Here is a 14,755-nt window from a genome sequence, read left to right on the forward strand (position 1 = left end):
ATCACTTCCTTGTTAAGGATAAAAACTTAATAAGATATGTTTTTATAAAACTTTGTTTATGACTTTTAACTTTACACGTAGTGTTAAATAAGAGATTTATCTAATGTATCTTTTATTTAACACTGCCCGTGACTATACAGACGAGGAAACGCCTTGCTCCATCTCGAACCAAGAAGCTAAGCTCGTCCTGGCTGATGATACTCTCCCTTACTGGGATGTTGGAAAAGTAGGTCGTTGCGGGCTTTGTTAATTTTTAATCTTCTTTATCTAAATAATCAACTTCTAATATTATTTTTTTAATTTATAACAAAATATCAAATCTAAAATTTATTTATATTTTTAAATAATTAGACTTTTTATCTTTACATTTATAAATATCTTTTAGCTTATGTTTTTATGCGAGTGTTGACTAAAAACACCAAATATGATAGACTCCAAACCCAAATTTACCCAAAAAGGACAAAAATGAAAAAGATTATATTCTCACTATTAGCAGCAGCTTCTACATTACTAGCAGCCATAAATTTAAACACTGCCACAAAAGAAGAGTTAATGAGTTTAGATGGTATAGGATCTTCAAAGGCAGATGCAATAATAGAGTATAGAAAAGCAAATAAATTTAACTCAATAGAAGATATAAAAAATGTAAATGGTATAGGTGATAAGACATTTGAAAATTTAAAATCAGATATATCAGTATCAGGCGCTACAAAGATAGATGACACAAAATCAAAAATAAAATCTAAAAAAGATGAGATAAAAGATAATAAAGAAAAGCTAAAAGATAAAGCACAAAAGAGTAAAGCTAAAAAAGAGAAGAGTAAAGAGTAATAAATATAGAAATTTATAAAAATTCTTACATAAAGATATATAAAAATAGTTAGGAGCGCATAGCGTTCCTAATAAAAAATAGATTGGTTTTTATATATTTGCCTACTTTTTAAATTCTATAGATTAATAAGTTCATCTAATAGATCTTGTAAAGTAATGCTTCTTAAACTATCTTCTAAAGCTTCTTGTGCTTTTAGGAAGTGGACGGTTAAAAGGCCCTCGATCTTGCCACCAAGTGGGCAGGCTTTAGGTGAGTTAGAGTGGATCTTAAAAAGTTTTTCTTTATCATTTACTGCGTTAAAGATTTGAAGGAGGGTTAGGTGTTGGGGGGGTATTGCAAGACTTAAGATGTGGTGTTTGTTGGGCTTGGGGTGTTTAGGCATCAAATAGTTATGTCAAGCATGTGATGTTCGCTAGGTTCTATTTCCTCATTATCTGCTATATCGTCCAAATTTTCTTCATCACTATCTCTTGAATTTTGTTTTTCGCTCTCAAACTCACTTGCCTCTTCTTCATTTTTTTGGCGTTCATGCTCCTTTTCCGGGTCTATTTTATAAGACTCTTCCATTGGACGCACCTCTTTGATCTCATCACTTTGTTGCAAGGCAAGCTCAGCTGCCATCAAAGATTGCATATCAAATCTAGCTTGTTGATTTGCATGCACTTGCGATACTACTGGGGCATTTTGATTTATAAAATTACTATTTCCTAAAGGTGTTACAGCCATTTTTAGCCTTTATTTATGATGATAGTTTTATAGTTCGTATAAGTGACATTTGCGCCATTTTCACGTTTTAAATTTTCACGCTTAGTGTAGTCTACCTCGTATCTGCCAGCCCCTTTTGCACTAAATTCCACGCAGAATTTAGCTGCCATTTCTAGCACATCTTCAGGTACCCTACTCTTGTTTGTCTTGATGATGACATGGGCGCTTGGGCTATCCTTTAGATGTAACCATATATCGTCTTTTTTGGCAAGATCAAGCAAATTTATATTGCCTTTTTCATTTCTACCAACTAAAATCTTAAACTCTCTAACGTAAAAAATTTCAGTATTTTCACTTACATCTTTTATATGTCTCTCTCTTTGTTTTGCCTTGTTTTTTGGGCTTAAAATTTCAAGCTCATAAAGACTGCTCGTTTCTTTTAAAAGAGATTTTAATCCTTCAAAAAACTCGATCTTTTCGCTTAAATTTCTCTTTTCTATCTCCACGCCAAGGGCTTTTGCGCGAAGCTTTTTTGACCTTGTGTAAAACTCATTTGCGCTGTTTTTTGGTGTATCGCTAAGAGTTAGTTTTATCTCGTTGCCGTCAAAATCTTTCAGGCAAATTTCTCTCTCATAACCCTTAAAATTGCCTAGATTTGCAAGCAAAAGCGATCCTAAATTCGCAGCTTCTTCACTCTTTCTCATCAGCTCATCTTTGTCTTCAAGTGAGTTTAAAATTTCGCTCATGCTATCTATCTTTTTTTGTACGCTTGCAAGCTTCGCCTCTTTTAAGCTAGCTATCCTGGACTCATTTACTCTAGCTGCTTCGCTTTTTAAAAACGCCTCAAAGTCAGTTATGGGCTCGCACGGTTTTTCTTTGATGGTGATAGCTGGAAGCTCTCTTAAAACTTCGCCAGTTTCTATTTTGCGGTAGCTATTATCGATATGTCTTAACGCCTCGATTATTACGTTATTTTCATCAGTTATTACAGCATTTGTAAAGCGCCCAGTAAATTCGAGATAAAGCACAAAATTTTCACTTTTATATGAGCCACTTTGCGTGCAGATAAATTTTAAAATTCTATTATCTTTTAAGCACTCAACGTTTTTTATATGCGAGGCGTTAAAGCGCTTTTTTAGGACATTATCAAAAGGTGCTTGATAAATTTTTGCTTCTTTTAACTCGTCATCTTTGTAGATAGCAGAGTTTGATTTGTTTAGATCAAAGATGATCTTCTCACCATTAAATTCGATTAAAATAGCCATATCATTAATGCGTTTTGCTTGGTTTATCTTTGTAAAATTTGATAAATAACTTGCTATTTGAACTAAATGTGCGTACTTCATGTGGGGATTATATCAGAAATGTTGCAAAAATGTTTTAATAAAAGCTTTATCGCTAGCTATGAAAGAATAGTAAAAATCTGTTTTCTGATCCATGTTTAATTTTTCCAAATGTTTTATTTGTAATGTTACTAAAATATAAATTTTTCGTAAATTTTTTTCATAAAAATTTAAAATATATTTTTATATCATGATAACTATTTTTATAATATTAAATTTTCTTTAAGGGATGATTAATGAATAAATTTCACATTAGTGCGGTGCTTTGTTTTGCTATTTCTGCTTTAAATGCTACTGATGTAAGCTTGGATGGGATCAGTGTAGAAGATAGCGCAGACGATGGTTACAGAGCCACAACGAGTGAGGTGGGCAAGACAAATACGCCAATTCTTGAGATACCACAGACAGTAAACGTCGTAACGCAACAACAGCTAAAGGATAAAAAGCCAGAAACTCTAGCCGAGAGCCTTCAAAATGTGAGCGGCGTTAGCTACGGAAACACCACGGGCGGCATCTTTGACTCGATCATAAAAAGAGGATTTGGTGGCGGACGCGACGGCTCGATCATGCGAAACGGGGTGCCCGCTAGCGTCATGCATAGCTTTAACAAAACCGTAGAAAGCGTCGAAGTGCTAAAAGGTCCGGCTAGTTTGCTCTACGGCGCGCAAGAGCCAGGTGGCATCATAAATATGGTCACTAAAAAGCCAAAATACGACTTCTCAAACGAAATTTGGGCTGGTATCGGCAACCGCAACTACTGGAATACAGGCTTTGACATCACAGGACCTATTGCGGAGAGCGGGTTTGCATATAGATTTATATTTGATACTATGCAAAAGGACTACTGGAGAGAGTTTGGCGAATATAAAAATGTTCTCTTTGCGCCATCGCTTTCGTATAAAGGCGATGACTACCGCATAAATTTGGCTTATGCGCATACACGCTCGACCGATCCGATTGACCGAGGCATGTATCTCATTCCAAGCACCGGCAAGCTACTGCCGATAGACAAGAAAAGACGCCTTGACGAGCCATTTAATAAATTAAAAACAAAGCTTGACACGCTAGATGTAAATTTTGAGAAAAATCTCGGAGAAAACTGGCTATTAAAGGGCGCTTATGCATTTTCTCGCTCAAAGCACGAGTACGGCCACATAAGGCTAATGAATGTATTAAATAATGGTACAGCAACTAGGCGAAACGAATATTACGACGGATTTATCCACCGCACGCATGCTGGATCACTAAATTTAAACGGCTACGTTAAAACTGGCGAGATAGAGCATAATTTACTCTTTGGCATCGACGCAAAGGAATACTACCGCTATAGACCAGGTGGCCTAAAAGATACGGGTAACCACTTAAGCATCAACATATATCATCCTATCTATGGAAGAGTAGGGCTACCAACTGCCAGGGAGTCAAGCATCCAGTACCAAAAGCTAAAAACTATCGGATTTTACGCACAAGATAGCATAAATTTAACTGAAAACTTGATCTACTCTTTAGGAACTAGGTATGAATACTACGACCAAGTAGCTCGCGGCACAACTAGTGGGCCAAATAGCACAGATCAGCAAGATGGTAAATTTACGTGGCAAACTGGACTTTTATATCTACTAACGCCTCAGTGGTCGGTCTATACCAACTACGCACAAAGTTTCAATCCACAAATGGCTATGAAAGGCGATATCGGCGATATAAAGCCTGAAGAGGGCAAAAGTATAGAGTTTGGAACTAAATTCCAAAACGATAGCATAACGGCTAGTGCGGCGGTTTTTAATATCAATAAGAAAAACATCATGCGTACCGTAAGTGGCGTGAGTACGCCAGTGGGCGAGGCGCGCTCTAGAGGATTTGAGTTTGACTTTAACGGCCGCGTGACACAAGGGCTAAGCGTGGGCGCTAGCTACGCGTACACTAAAACCGAGGTGCGCAAGGATAGCGGAGCGTTTGCCGTGCTAGTGGGCAAACCGCTAGAAGCTACGCCAAAGCACCAAGCCAGCTTGTTTGCTAACTACGACTTTAGCCACCTAGGCGTAAAAGGTCTAAGGATCGGCGGTGGAGCAAGGTATTTTGGCTCGTGGTATACATACTATATGAGGACAAATTTATCTGCAGTACCAGCAGGAACGGCATTCAAGATGGATAGTGCAGTTGTTTATGATGCTTTCATCAGCTACGACACCAAGATCGCGGGCTACGAGACGAATTTCTCGTTTAACGTCAAAAACTTGACCGACAAGCTTTATTATACGTCCTCATCTACTGGTACGGATGCTAATATCATACCGATACAACCAGGTTATGCTCGCCAGTTTATGCTGACCGCTAGCGTTAAATTCTAAATTTACTAGGCCTTTTGGCTTAGTAAATTTTCTTTAAATTTAGCAATTTTCGTTAAAATCGCCTCAAAATTTAAAGGAAATTTATGGAACAAACCATCACAGAAAAAATATTTTCAGATCACGTTGGCAAAGAGGTAAGCGCAGGAGAGATCATCGAGAGCAAGATCGATATGATCATAGGCAACGACATCACGACACCTATTTCGATCAAGCAGTTTGAGCGAAGTGGCGCTAAAAAGCTAGCCAACCCAGACGGCTTTGCCATCGTTATGGACCACTACATCCCGACAAAGGACATCCTAAGCGCAAATCAAGCCAAAATTTCACGTGAATTTGCCTACAAACACGACCTTAAAAACTATTTTGACGAAAAAGATATGGGCATCGAGCACGCGATTTTGCCTGAAAAAGGGCTAGTCATCCCAGGCGACGTCATCATCGGCGCAGACAGCCACACCTGTACGCACGGCGCTCTTGGGGCATTTAGCACTGGCATGGGTAGCACCGACCTAGCTTACGCGATGATCACTGGTAAAAACTGGTTTAAAGTGCCTGAGAGTATCAAAGTCATCTTTAAAGGTAAGCTTGATAAGCACGTCTATGGCAAGGACCTCATCCTTGAGATCATCCGCCAAATAGGCGTTGATGGCGCACTTTACAAGGCGCTTGAGTTTAGCGGCGAGGTGATAGATGGCCTTAGCATGGATGATAGGTTTTCAATGTGTAACATGGCGATCGAAGCTGGCGCAAAGAGCGGTATCATCGCGGTTGATGAGATCACAAAAGAGTTTTTAAAAGATAAAAATTTGCGCGATAAACCAAAATTTTTCTACTCAGACGAGGGCGCTAAATATGACAAAATTTTAGAGATCGATGTCACAAACCTTGATCCAGTCATCGCATATCCATTTTTGCCAAGCAACGGCAAGAGTGTAAGACAGGCAGTTCGCGACGATCTAGCTATCGATCAAGCATTTATCGGTTCATGCACAAATGGCCGTCTAAGCGACCTGCGTATCGCAGCACAAATTTTAAAAGGCAAAAAAGTAGCCCGTAAAACAAGGCTCATCATCACTCCAGCGACGCAAAAGATCGCAAGAGCTGCCGAAAAAGAAGGCTTAATCGACATTTTCATCGAAGCAGGAGCGGTTGTGAGCAATCCAACTTGTGGCGCTTGTCTTGGCGGATATATGGGAATTTTAGGTGCAAATGAGCGCTGTATCTCGACGACAAATAGAAATTTCGTAGGACGTATGGGCGATAGAACGAGTGAAATTTATCTGGCTAACTCAGCAGTTGTAGCGGCCTCAGCCATAGCAGGTAAAATCGCCGATCCAAGGGACTTATAGGCGTTAGCTTTTAAGTATCTTTGAATGAGTTAGAAATTTTCGCATTTCGATAAACTACATGTTTTATCCTGTGTGAAAATTTCGTCACAATATCCAAATCTATCTTGGAATCTTGCCACCAGATTTGTTTATATGATTAAATAAATTTTAAAAGCGGCTCGTCTCGCGAGCATTTTTAACGTAGCTAGTAAAAATTTAGCACGATAGACTAAATTGTCTTATCTTTGCTAAATTTTTACGTCGCTTCTGCTTGTAGTTGCGACTGCAAGGGGCGCAAAGCCCTTAAACCCATCTCACGGTACTTTGCCTTACGTTTTTGACAAGATTTGACAAATTTTTATTTCAATATCTAGTTTTATTTATGAAATACCAAAGAAATTTGAAAGTATTTGTATGGATTAATTTAACCGGTAAATTTGAGACTAGTTTTGTAAATTTACCGGCTATTTTTAGCACATTAAAACGCTGTTATAGTTGCCAAAAGACCAAAGATTATACCTGGGAAGTTTGCAGCAGAAAGTGGATAGTCTTTTTTAGCTTTTAATAGGCCGTAACTTGTCCAGATTGTGCAGTTTAGTGCGGCTGCCAGTGGCTGTATAAAAGGCGTTTTGTTGCCGTCAAGGTTGCCCCCATTATTTGTGGGATGTATGAAAAGTACATAACAACTGATAGGCATGTGCCGATCCAGCCTAAAATTTGTAGATTTTTTTCGCTCATTGCTTCTCCTTAAATAAAGGCGCCATTATATCTTTTTAATCATAGCAAGCAAATGGATAAAATAGCCATGATTTTTACTGCGATTAAGATGGTTTTAGTAAAATTGAGCATTTTAAAAGGATAAAAATGCCAGATATAGTATATGACAAAGCAAAATGGCATTGGGGTGCGAAAGATGCGCCGACTGATATACCGCATGAAAACGGTGCGACACACATTGCATTTTTCTTTCGCTGGTGCATGGAACACAAATTTTATTCAAAGGAATTTGCGGCAGATTTTGCGGACGATATAGCACAGATGGACGAAAATTTTAACTATCGTCAGTATCTTTTTGACGCTATGGATGGCGTACTTGGAAGTGCGGAGCTAAATACTGCTGGTAAAGCCTTTGCAAAAGCTTACTATACGACTGATCGGACAAAATTTGCCAAAATGTATGGTTGGTATTTGCAGGATTATACAGATTTTGTTTCGAAAAAATTTGGTAAAAAATACTTTGATAACGCCTATTTTTATATAGAAAACTCACAAGAAAACTATGCCTTGATCAAAGCTATCATAGATCATCGCTACGAGGAATTTTTAACAATGAAAAGGGCAAAGCAGGCTTAAAATTTCACAAGTAGCATAAACAAAAATAAGTTTTTATCACATATTTTTGGTAGATCAAAGCCGCTTTTAGCTAAATTTAGCCTCATAACTTTCTTAAGGGAAAAGATGCAAACTTGCGTGATTTTAGCAGGTGGCAAAAGCTCGCGTATGGGGCAAGATAAGACACTTTTGCCATTTGGTGGTTTTAATACGCTTACTCATTATGAGGTTGCTAAATTTAGCAAAGTTTTTGACGAAGTTTATGTAAGCTCAAAATTTGAAAAATTTAGCCCGCCACTAAAGCTTATAAAAGATGAAAATAGCAATAACTATTCGCCAATGCTCGCACTTTACTCCATTCTTAAAAATTTTGATCATAGTATTTTTGTGATACCAGCTGATATGCCATTTTTTGATCTTAAAAGCTTAGAGGAACTTGCTAAATTTAAAGATGAATTTGACATGGTTGTGGCTAGTGATAATGAGCACATTCACTCGCTTTGTGGTTTTTTTAGTCCAAGGCTTGCCACTTTGGCTCGTGAGTTTTATTTAAAAAATGAGCATAAAATCGGACTTTTGAGAAAAAGCTGTAAATGCAAAGTCGTAAATTTTAAAGATAGTGAGCAGTTTTTTAATGTAAATTCCCCTGACGAATACGAAATGGCAAAGAAAATCCAAGAAAAGAAGATAGATGATGAGTAAAATTTTATTATTTTTAAGCCTTGGCCTTAGTTTTTTGATGGCAAGTGGGCTGGATGATTTTAAAAGAGCACAAGAGCTAGAGCAAAGTGGCGACATAAAGGCTGCGATGCAAATTTATAAAGAGCTAGCCAAAGGCTCTTTAAACGAGCAAGAAGCGATACAAAATGTGCAAGCAAGTGAGCCAGTACCAAGAGAGGCAAAGCTAAAGCAAGCCGATCTTTTAAGAGAAGATAAAAGTGGTAAAAATTTACAAAATGCGCTTGGTATCGAGCTTTATAAATTTAACTACCTTTTGCCAGTAACTTATGCTAAAAATGTGCCAAACGATGAGCGAAAAAGCGTTGAAACTAAGTTTCAAATAAGTCTTGCAAAGCCGTTGTTTTATGACCTGTTTGGATTTAGAGAGAGCCTTGTAGCAGCCTACACGCAGACATCTTGGTGGCAGATAACAAGAACTTCAGCGCCATTTCGTGAGACGAACTATCAGCCAGAAATTTTTCTAAATTTTGCTTCTCCAAAATATTTGAATCAAATAGGTGTTAAAAACCTAAAATTTGGACTTTTGCATGAGTCAAATGGACGAGATGGTAGCAATTCAAGAAGCTGGAATAGAGCTTATGTGCAAAGTGATTTTGTTTTTGGCAAGCTTAGCATTTCGCCAAGAGCTTGGATGGTAGTGGGCAATAAGGGCGATAATAAAGATATATTAAAATACATAGGACACGGCGATGTAAGGCTTAGCTACAACCTTAATGATCACATTTTTAGCCTAATGCTAAGAAATAACTTACATTTTGATAAAACAAATAAAGGTGCTGCTGAAATTTCATATATGTTTCCTATCTTCTCAACCGGAGTTTATGGCTATTTGCAGTATTTTACGGGATATGGCGAGAGTTTGATTGATTATAATAGGCATACTGATAAATTTGGTCTTGGTTTTGTTATTTTAAAATAAGCTAAAAATTTTAAACTTATAAAATGGCTAAATTTAGGCAAATAATCATAAATTTACTCAAATATGTCAAAAAAATTTAATTAATCAAAAAACTTAAAAATATTAGAAAAAATACAAGCAAATTTTGCTAAAATCTTAAGCAAAATCTCAGAGCAAAGGAGTTTTTATGAGCGGAATCTCACTAATTGTCTGTTTTGTTGTAGCCATCATACTTATGATCGTTATGATCTCTAAGCTAAAAGTGCATCCATTTTTGGCACTTATGAGTATTTCTTTGGTTCTTGCGATCGTCGCGGGCATCGATCTGTCCAAGATCCCAGCGATGATAGGTGTCGGCTTTAGTGGCACATTTAAGAGTATCGGTATCGTTATTATCTTTGGAACGATCATCGGTACCGTGCTTGAAAAAACGGGAGCTGCTTTAAAGCTAGCTGATATGGTTGTTAAGCTAGTTGGACAAAAGCGTCCAGAGCTTGCTATGCTCATCATGGGCTGGGTTGTTGGCATTCCGGTATTTTGTGATAGCGGATTTGTCGTTTTAAACTCTATTCGCGAAGCGCTTTATAAGAAAATTTCAGCAAGCCCAGTCGCGATGTCAGTCGCTCTAAGTGGCGGTCTATACGCATCTCACGTTTTCATCCCGCCAACTCCTGGTCCAATAGCAGCTGCAGGAACACTTGGTCTTGGCGGAAATTTACTCCTTGTTATCATTATGGGAACAGTCGTTTCAGTGCCTGTTTTGATAGCTGTTTATTTCTTTTCAAAGAGTGTTGGCAAAAGTGTGACTATCAGCGACAAAGATGCTGACGCTACCATCACAGCTACCTACGAAGAGCTTTTAAAGAAATTTGGCACGCTACCTAGCGGATTTTTGAGCCTTGCTCCTATCATCATGCCTATCATTTTTATGGCGATCGGCTCTATTGTCGATGTTTTAGCAAAACAAGGCATGTTTGATAAAACGGCTCTCTTACCAAAGATACTTTTATTTTTAGGAAATCCTATCATTGCTCTTGCCATTGGCGTGATCTTTTGCGTATTTTTATTAGTAGAAGCCAGAAAGATAAGAGAATTTGACCATATCACGAACGAATCTTTAAAGATCGCTGGACCGATACTCTTTATCACAGCAGCTGGCGGTGTTTTGGGTAATGTCATCACTGAGGCTGGCTTTGTAAATTTCATAAAAGAAAACGCAACCACCATAAAAGCGATAGGAATTTTCTTCCCATTCATTATCTCGGCCATACTAAAAACCGCTCAAGGAAGCTCGACTGTTGCAATCATCACGACAGCATCTATCATGGGCGCATTTAGTGCCGACAACTCGCTCATGCATACACTTGGCTTTACGACCGAGCTTTCAGCTGCACTTTGCGTCATGGCAATAGCATCTGGTGCGATGTGCGTATCTCACGCAAATGACAGCTACTTCTGGGTTGTGACAAATTTTAGCAAGATGAGCGCAGAACAAGGATATCGCACACAAACGGCTATGACGTTTATAATGGGCATCGTTGGTATAATTAGCGTTTATATATTATCTTTGGTGCTTTTATGAGAATTTTAGTTGCGATTGATTCATTAAAAGGCTCGCTTAGCTCGCTTGAAGCGGGCCTTGCTGTAAAAGAAGGACTAGAAGAGATTGGCTGCGAGGTCGTTGTCAAGCCTATCGCAGATGGTGGCGAGGGTAGTGTAGAGGCGATGGCTGATGCACTTGGTGCGAAATTTATAGATACGATAGTTAAAAATCCACTTGGAATTGAAATTTTAGCTAGATATGCACTAAAAGATGACCTTGCAATACTTGAAATGTCAAGTGCTTCTGGCCTTACACTTATAAACCCAGACGAGAGAAATCCACTAAAGACTAGTACATTTGGTTTTGGTCAGATGATAAAAGATGCCATTGCTAAAGGCGCTAGAAAATTTATCATTGGCATCGGCGGAAGTGCGACAAATGACGCTGGTACAGGCATGCTTAGCGCACTTGGCTTTAAATTTTATGATAAAAATGGTGCTTTGCTTGAAGGAAAAGGCGAGAATTTAGCCAAAATTTGTGAGTTTACAGATGAAGAGGCGCTAAAAGAGCTAAAGGATTGCGAATTTTTAATCGCCTGCGATGTAGATAATCCGCTTTATGGCATGAATGGAGCAGCTCATGTTTATGCCCCTCAAAAGGGCGCAAATGGCCGTATGGTAAAAGAGCTTGATGATGGGCTAAAACACTTTGCAACTCTTGTAAAGGAAAAGACTAATAGCAAATTTCACACACAAAAAGGTGCTGGCGCAGCTGGTGGACTTGGCTTTGCATTCGTGGCATTTTTAGGAGCAAAACTTCGCCCAGGTATTGAGATCATTACACAGACTATTGCGCTTGAGGATGAGATCAAAAAGGCTGATCTAGTCATCACTGGCGAAGGCCGCATGGACTTTCAAAGCTCAATGGGAAAGACTCCGACTGGGGTTGCAAAACTAGCCAAAAAGTACCATAAGCCAGTGATCGCATTTGCTGGAAGCGTACAAAAATGCGCCAAAGATTGCCACAAAAATGGGATTGATGCCTATTTTTGTATATTAAATGAGCCAGTGAGTCTTGAAGAAGCGATGAGAAAAGATGTGGCGATTAGAAATTTAAAGATGACAGCAGAGCAAGCTGTAAGACTCTTTAAAATAGCAAATAAACTTTGATGTTTAGCAGGCTGGTAAAATTTTACTAGCCCTTAAATCTAATGATCGATTTATAAAAATGGCTATTGTTGGTTTGGGATATAAATTTAAAGTGTTTTATTGATCTCAAATATCAACTAGAGCTTTAAATTTTTATTCCTCAGCCCATATTTATTCTTAAATTTTGCCATCATTTTTTCATTGTATTTATATGAAAGATGTTTTTAAACCCCAACAAATCTCACTACTAGGCGGGCTTATCTAAATTTATAAATCACATATAAGTTTTCTCATAAAGCTTTTTGTTTATTGTGGCTTTTTACACAAGAAGCAAAATCTACTCTCCCGCTAAATCCTCAGCCACTTTTGCAGCAAGTTTTAGCTTGTCGCTATCAAAGTGAGTGTAAATTCGTGAGGTATTTAAGTTTGCATGACCTAGAGCTTCTTGCACCAAAACAAGGTCCTTTTGCTTTTTGTAAAGCATCGTTGCAAAGGTGTGGCGCAACATGTGGGCACCATTTTTCTCTTTTCTGATGCCAGCTTTAAATAAAATTTGCTCAACTATGCGGCTAACATAAGCCTGCGTAAGCCTGGTGCCTTTTTTATTGATGAAAAGATAGCCTTCTTTGTTTATGTAGTTTATTGCGATCGCATTTAGATGAGCTTCTATGAGGTGACGTTTTATCATAACGATGCGGTATTTGTTACCTTTGCCTCGTATCCTAATGATAAAAAGATCGCCATCTTCAGTGATGTCCTTTCGCTTTAAATTTAGAGCCTCGCTCACACGAATACCAGTAAAAATTATCGTTTTTATTATGAGCTTATTGCGATTTGAGTTTTGCTTAAAGTCACTTTCTTCGATCGCATCTAGAAATTTTTTGACCTCATCTTCGCCCATAAACTCAGGTAACTTTTGCCCTTTATTTCCACTCACTCCGCCCCAGTTTTTTAAATTTATATCAAAAACATGGGCCTTGCCATCCTCTTCGTTTTGTTTGTCTAAAAACGCAAAGAAATTTATCACTGAGATGCGGTAATTTTTCTTGCTAGCATCGCTTAGCCCGCCAGTCGTGCTAGCTAGTATTTCACTTAGCAACTCTTCATCGATCTGCTTTAGGCTACTAAGCTCGTAAAATTTCATCGTTTCATATATTTTTTTAAGTGGATTAAAGTAGGTATTTATGCCAGTAAGCCCCGCGTTTCTCGCGCTTTTTACCAAGCCATCAAGCTGGCCAATGTTTTTTATCTCACGACTTAGAGCGTAATTCACACTTGCAAGCGCCTTTGGATCCCTAAGCTCTTTATTCGAAAGTGAGCTAAGTTTAAATTTGACGTAGCGAGTAAGCCAAAATATAAATGAGTTTTCAAAATTATCTTTACAATCAAGCGGATATTTCAAACCAATAACCTTAAATTTTTATTTTGAAAAGTATTATATTTGAAATTTTATAAAAACTACTCTTTTTAAAATTCAACTATAAAAGCTTAAGCACATATCCATTTTCAGCGGCTTCGAGCTTATATTTATGCATTTTATCAAGCTCTAAAACTACTCTGAAATATCTATCGTGCCAACCTATGATCACATTTTTAAAATGTTCATTTTCAAGTTTTAAGCTCTTAGTTTTAAAGCTTCTTGGCGGCCTTGCAAAGTCAAGAACGATCTTATTTTTCTCATAAGCAAAATGCCTTAAATTTTTAGCTTTTGTAGCGATTTTTAGCTCTTTGTCGTTGGCTAGAAAGCTTATAAAACCTAGAAATTTAACATCCTTTCCATTTTTTACATTATCAACTGGCTTTGCACTAGGCTCAATCTTTATCTCGACTACCTTTTGTTCAGGCTTTATATTAGTTTCTTTTGCTTTATCTGTGCTAAGATCGATCACTACAACATTTGGAGTTGGCATATCTGAGGTTTTATTTCTATCTTTATTTGAAATTTTAGTTTCATTTTTTTCTATTATCACGGGAGTGCTTACTTTTTGGCTAGGCATATTTGCCATTGTGACCGAAACATCTAGCTTTTTTGCCACGACTGGTTCTGGATTTTTTACCTTATTTAAAGCAAATTCATCGCTGTAGTCGATAGTTTTATTTATATCAGCTAGCCTTTTTTCCTTTATAGTACCGTCATTCGCCCTATATCTTATGGTAACATCTAGTAAAAGTGCCGCATCACTTGGAAATTTAAACGAAAGAGAATCAAAGCTATCAAATTTTTCTATGATATTTGTTGTCATAACGCTTGTATTTAGCTCGCTAATAGGCATAAATGGGTTCTCTCTAGCAAAGACGCTTGTTGCAAATATAGATAAAACTAACCAAATTTTTTTCATCATTCCTACTTTTTATTAAAGTCTGGCTCAAGGCCTTGTAATTCAAAATAATCTTTTTGCAGACGCGCATTCATCTTTTTTAAAATTTCCACGTCCTCGCTAAGCCTCTCTTTTTTACTCTGAAGGCTTAACATAACATCAAGTGAGCGTTTGCCAAACATCATATTGCCTACATAAAAAGCAAACATAGCCACACAA

Annotated in this window: 16 protein-coding genes and 1 rRNA gene; 9 read left to right on the forward strand and 8 right to left on the reverse strand. The window is 37.7% G+C overall.

Going from position 1 to position 14,755, the window contains the following annotated elements; translation table 11 throughout:
• Window positions 1-124 precede the first annotated feature (124 nt).
• Together rrf and F3G66_RS09785 are read left to right on the forward strand one after the other, a co-directional pair.
• Window positions 125-243: ribosomal RNA gene (gene rrf / locus F3G66_RS03655) — 5S ribosomal RNA — on the forward strand.
• A 222-nt stretch (window positions 244-465) separates the two neighbouring features.
• On the forward strand, window positions 466-831 hold the full coding sequence (locus F3G66_RS09785) for a ComEA family DNA-binding protein (protein WP_149707183.1): 366 nt from the start codon (window positions 466-468) through the stop codon (window positions 829-831).
• Between the two features lie 116 nt (window positions 832-947).
• Here the strand turns inward: F3G66_RS09785 and F3G66_RS09605 are convergent, their stop codons facing one another.
• From F3G66_RS09605 to F3G66_RS03675, 3 genes are read right to left on the reverse strand one after another with little or no spacing between them, the layout of a single operon-like run.
• Window positions 948-1,214 carry an Rrf2 family transcriptional regulator gene (locus tag F3G66_RS09605; protein WP_223154230.1) on the reverse strand — a complete coding sequence of 89 codons (267 nt, stop codon included), beginning with the start codon at window positions 1,212-1,214 and terminating at the stop codon, window positions 948-950.
• On the reverse strand, window positions 1,214-1,558 hold the full coding sequence (locus F3G66_RS03670) for a hypothetical protein (protein ID WP_149707184.1): 345 nt from the start codon (window positions 1,556-1,558) through the stop codon (window positions 1,214-1,216). The genes F3G66_RS09605 and F3G66_RS03670 overlap by 1 nt, the downstream gene beginning before the upstream one ends.
• A 2-nt stretch (window positions 1,559-1,560) precedes the next feature.
• A complete protein-coding gene (locus F3G66_RS03675) occupies window positions 1,561-2,883 on the reverse strand; it encodes an NFACT RNA binding domain-containing protein (RefSeq protein WP_149707185.1) in 1,323 nt (440 codons plus the stop codon).
• A gap of 233 nt (window positions 2,884-3,116) precedes the next feature.
• On the opposite strand from F3G66_RS03675, the gene F3G66_RS03680 reads away from it, so the two are divergent.
• Window positions 3,117-5,228: a TonB-dependent siderophore receptor gene (locus F3G66_RS03680; protein WP_149707186.1), complete on the forward strand. Its 2,112-nt coding sequence runs from the start codon at window positions 3,117-3,119 to the stop codon at window positions 5,226-5,228.
• Between the two features lie 83 nt (window positions 5,229-5,311).
• Window positions 5,312-6,577 carry a 3-isopropylmalate dehydratase large subunit gene (gene leuC, locus F3G66_RS03685; protein ID WP_149707187.1) on the forward strand — a complete coding sequence of 422 codons (1,266 nt, stop codon included), beginning with the start codon at window positions 5,312-5,314 and terminating at the stop codon, window positions 6,575-6,577.
• A gap of 457 nt (window positions 6,578-7,034) precedes the next feature.
• On the opposite strand, the gene F3G66_RS09790 is transcribed toward leuC, so the two are convergent.
• Together F3G66_RS09790 and F3G66_RS09715 are read right to left on the reverse strand one after the other, a co-directional pair.
• Window positions 7,035-7,175, reverse strand: a complete 141-nt coding sequence (locus F3G66_RS09790; RefSeq protein WP_410470312.1) for a SemiSWEET family transporter — start codon at window positions 7,173-7,175, stop codon at window positions 7,035-7,037.
• Complete coding sequence (locus tag F3G66_RS09715) at window positions 7,151-7,294, reverse strand: hypothetical protein (protein ID WP_262483389.1); 144 nt, start codon at window positions 7,292-7,294, stop codon at window positions 7,151-7,153. Before F3G66_RS09715 ends, F3G66_RS09790 begins: the two co-directional genes overlap by 25 nt.
• 126 nt (window positions 7,295-7,420) lie before the next feature.
• Here F3G66_RS09715 and F3G66_RS03695 point away from each other — a divergent pair, with 126 nt between their 5' ends.
• From F3G66_RS03695 to F3G66_RS03715, 5 genes are all read left to right on the forward strand, one after another.
• The gene (locus F3G66_RS03695; RefSeq protein ID WP_149707188.1) at window positions 7,421-7,909 is read left to right on the forward strand and encodes a DUF7832 domain-containing protein; all 489 of its coding nucleotides are present in this window, start codon (window positions 7,421-7,423) and stop codon (window positions 7,907-7,909) included.
• Between the two features lie 105 nt (window positions 7,910-8,014).
• Window positions 8,015-8,590 carry a molybdenum cofactor guanylyltransferase gene (locus tag F3G66_RS03700; RefSeq protein WP_149707189.1) on the forward strand — a complete coding sequence of 192 codons (576 nt, stop codon included), beginning with the start codon at window positions 8,015-8,017 and terminating at the stop codon, window positions 8,588-8,590.
• Window positions 8,580-9,548, forward strand: a complete 969-nt coding sequence (locus tag F3G66_RS03705; protein WP_223154212.1) for a phospholipase A — start codon at window positions 8,580-8,582, stop codon at window positions 9,546-9,548. Before F3G66_RS03700 ends, F3G66_RS03705 begins: the two co-directional genes overlap by 11 nt.
• Before the next feature lie 166 nt (window positions 9,549-9,714).
• Window positions 9,715-11,109, forward strand: a complete 1,395-nt coding sequence (locus F3G66_RS03710; protein ID WP_149707190.1) for a GntP family permease — start codon at window positions 9,715-9,717, stop codon at window positions 11,107-11,109.
• Complete coding sequence (locus tag F3G66_RS03715) at window positions 11,106-12,239, forward strand: glycerate kinase family protein (RefSeq protein WP_149707191.1); 1,134 nt, start codon at window positions 11,106-11,108, stop codon at window positions 12,237-12,239. Before F3G66_RS03710 ends, F3G66_RS03715 begins: the two co-directional genes overlap by 4 nt.
• Before the next feature lie 316 nt (window positions 12,240-12,555).
• Here the strand turns inward: F3G66_RS03715 and F3G66_RS03720 are convergent, their stop codons facing one another.
• The 3 genes from F3G66_RS03720 to F3G66_RS09750 all read right to left on the reverse strand — a co-directional run bounded on the left by F3G66_RS03720 (window position 12,556) and on the right by F3G66_RS09750 (window position 14,745).
• Window positions 12,556-13,620: a tyrosine-type recombinase/integrase gene (locus tag F3G66_RS03720; protein ID WP_149707192.1), complete on the reverse strand. Its 1,065-nt coding sequence runs from the start codon at window positions 13,618-13,620 to the stop codon at window positions 12,556-12,558.
• Between the two features lie 76 nt (window positions 13,621-13,696).
• Window positions 13,697-14,557 (reverse strand): AMIN domain-containing protein, encoded by an 861-nt coding sequence (locus tag F3G66_RS03725; protein WP_149707193.1) that lies wholly within the window; start codon window positions 14,555-14,557, stop codon window positions 13,697-13,699.
• Between the two features lie 5 nt (window positions 14,558-14,562).
• Window positions 14,563-14,745 (reverse strand): hypothetical protein, encoded by a 183-nt coding sequence (locus tag F3G66_RS09750; RefSeq protein ID WP_180378667.1) that lies wholly within the window; start codon window positions 14,743-14,745, stop codon window positions 14,563-14,565.
• Window positions 14,746-14,755 lie beyond the last annotated feature (10 nt).

It is taken from the genome of Campylobacter concisus, assembly GCF_902460665.1.
In the GTDB taxonomy this organism is placed as follows: Bacteria; Campylobacterota; Campylobacteria; order Campylobacterales; family Campylobacteraceae; genus Campylobacter_A; species Campylobacter_A concisus_AL.

Bases quoted from the DNA above. Each gene is read 5' to 3' on its own strand.
- F3G66_RS09785 (WP_149707183.1), top strand. From the start codon at position 466: ATGAAAAAGATTATATTCTCACTATTAGCAGCAGCTTCTACATTACTA.
- F3G66_RS09605 (WP_223154230.1), bottom strand. From the start codon at position 1,214: ATGCCTAAACACCCCAAGCCCAACAAACACCACATCTTAAGTCTTGCA.
- F3G66_RS03670 (WP_149707184.1), bottom strand. From the start codon at position 1,558: ATGGCTGTAACACCTTTAGGAAATAGTAATTTTATAAATCAAAATGCC.
- F3G66_RS03675 (WP_149707185.1), bottom strand. From the start codon at position 2,883: ATGAAGTACGCACATTTAGTTCAAATAGCAAGTTATTTATCAAATTTT.
- F3G66_RS03680 (WP_149707186.1), top strand. From the start codon at position 3,117: ATGAATAAATTTCACATTAGTGCGGTGCTTTGTTTTGCTATTTCTGCT.
- leuC (WP_149707187.1), top strand. From the start codon at position 5,312: ATGGAACAAACCATCACAGAAAAAATATTTTCAGATCACGTTGGCAAA.
- F3G66_RS09715 (WP_262483389.1), bottom strand. From the start codon at position 7,294: ATGAGCGAAAAAAATCTACAAATTTTAGGCTGGATCGGCACATGCCTA.
- F3G66_RS03695 (WP_149707188.1), top strand. From the start codon at position 7,421: ATGCCAGATATAGTATATGACAAAGCAAAATGGCATTGGGGTGCGAAA.
- F3G66_RS03700 (WP_149707189.1), top strand. From the start codon at position 8,015: ATGCAAACTTGCGTGATTTTAGCAGGTGGCAAAAGCTCGCGTATGGGG.
- F3G66_RS03705 (WP_223154212.1), top strand. From the start codon at position 8,580: ATGATGAGTAAAATTTTATTATTTTTAAGCCTTGGCCTTAGTTTTTTG.
- F3G66_RS03710 (WP_149707190.1), top strand. From the start codon at position 9,715: ATGAGCGGAATCTCACTAATTGTCTGTTTTGTTGTAGCCATCATACTT.
- F3G66_RS03715 (WP_149707191.1), top strand. From the start codon at position 11,106: ATGAGAATTTTAGTTGCGATTGATTCATTAAAAGGCTCGCTTAGCTCG.
- F3G66_RS03725 (WP_149707193.1), bottom strand. From the start codon at position 14,557: ATGAAAAAAATTTGGTTAGTTTTATCTATATTTGCAACAAGCGTCTTT.
- F3G66_RS09750 (WP_180378667.1), bottom strand. From the start codon at position 14,745: ATGTTTGCTTTTTATGTAGGCAATATGATGTTTGGCAAACGCTCACTT.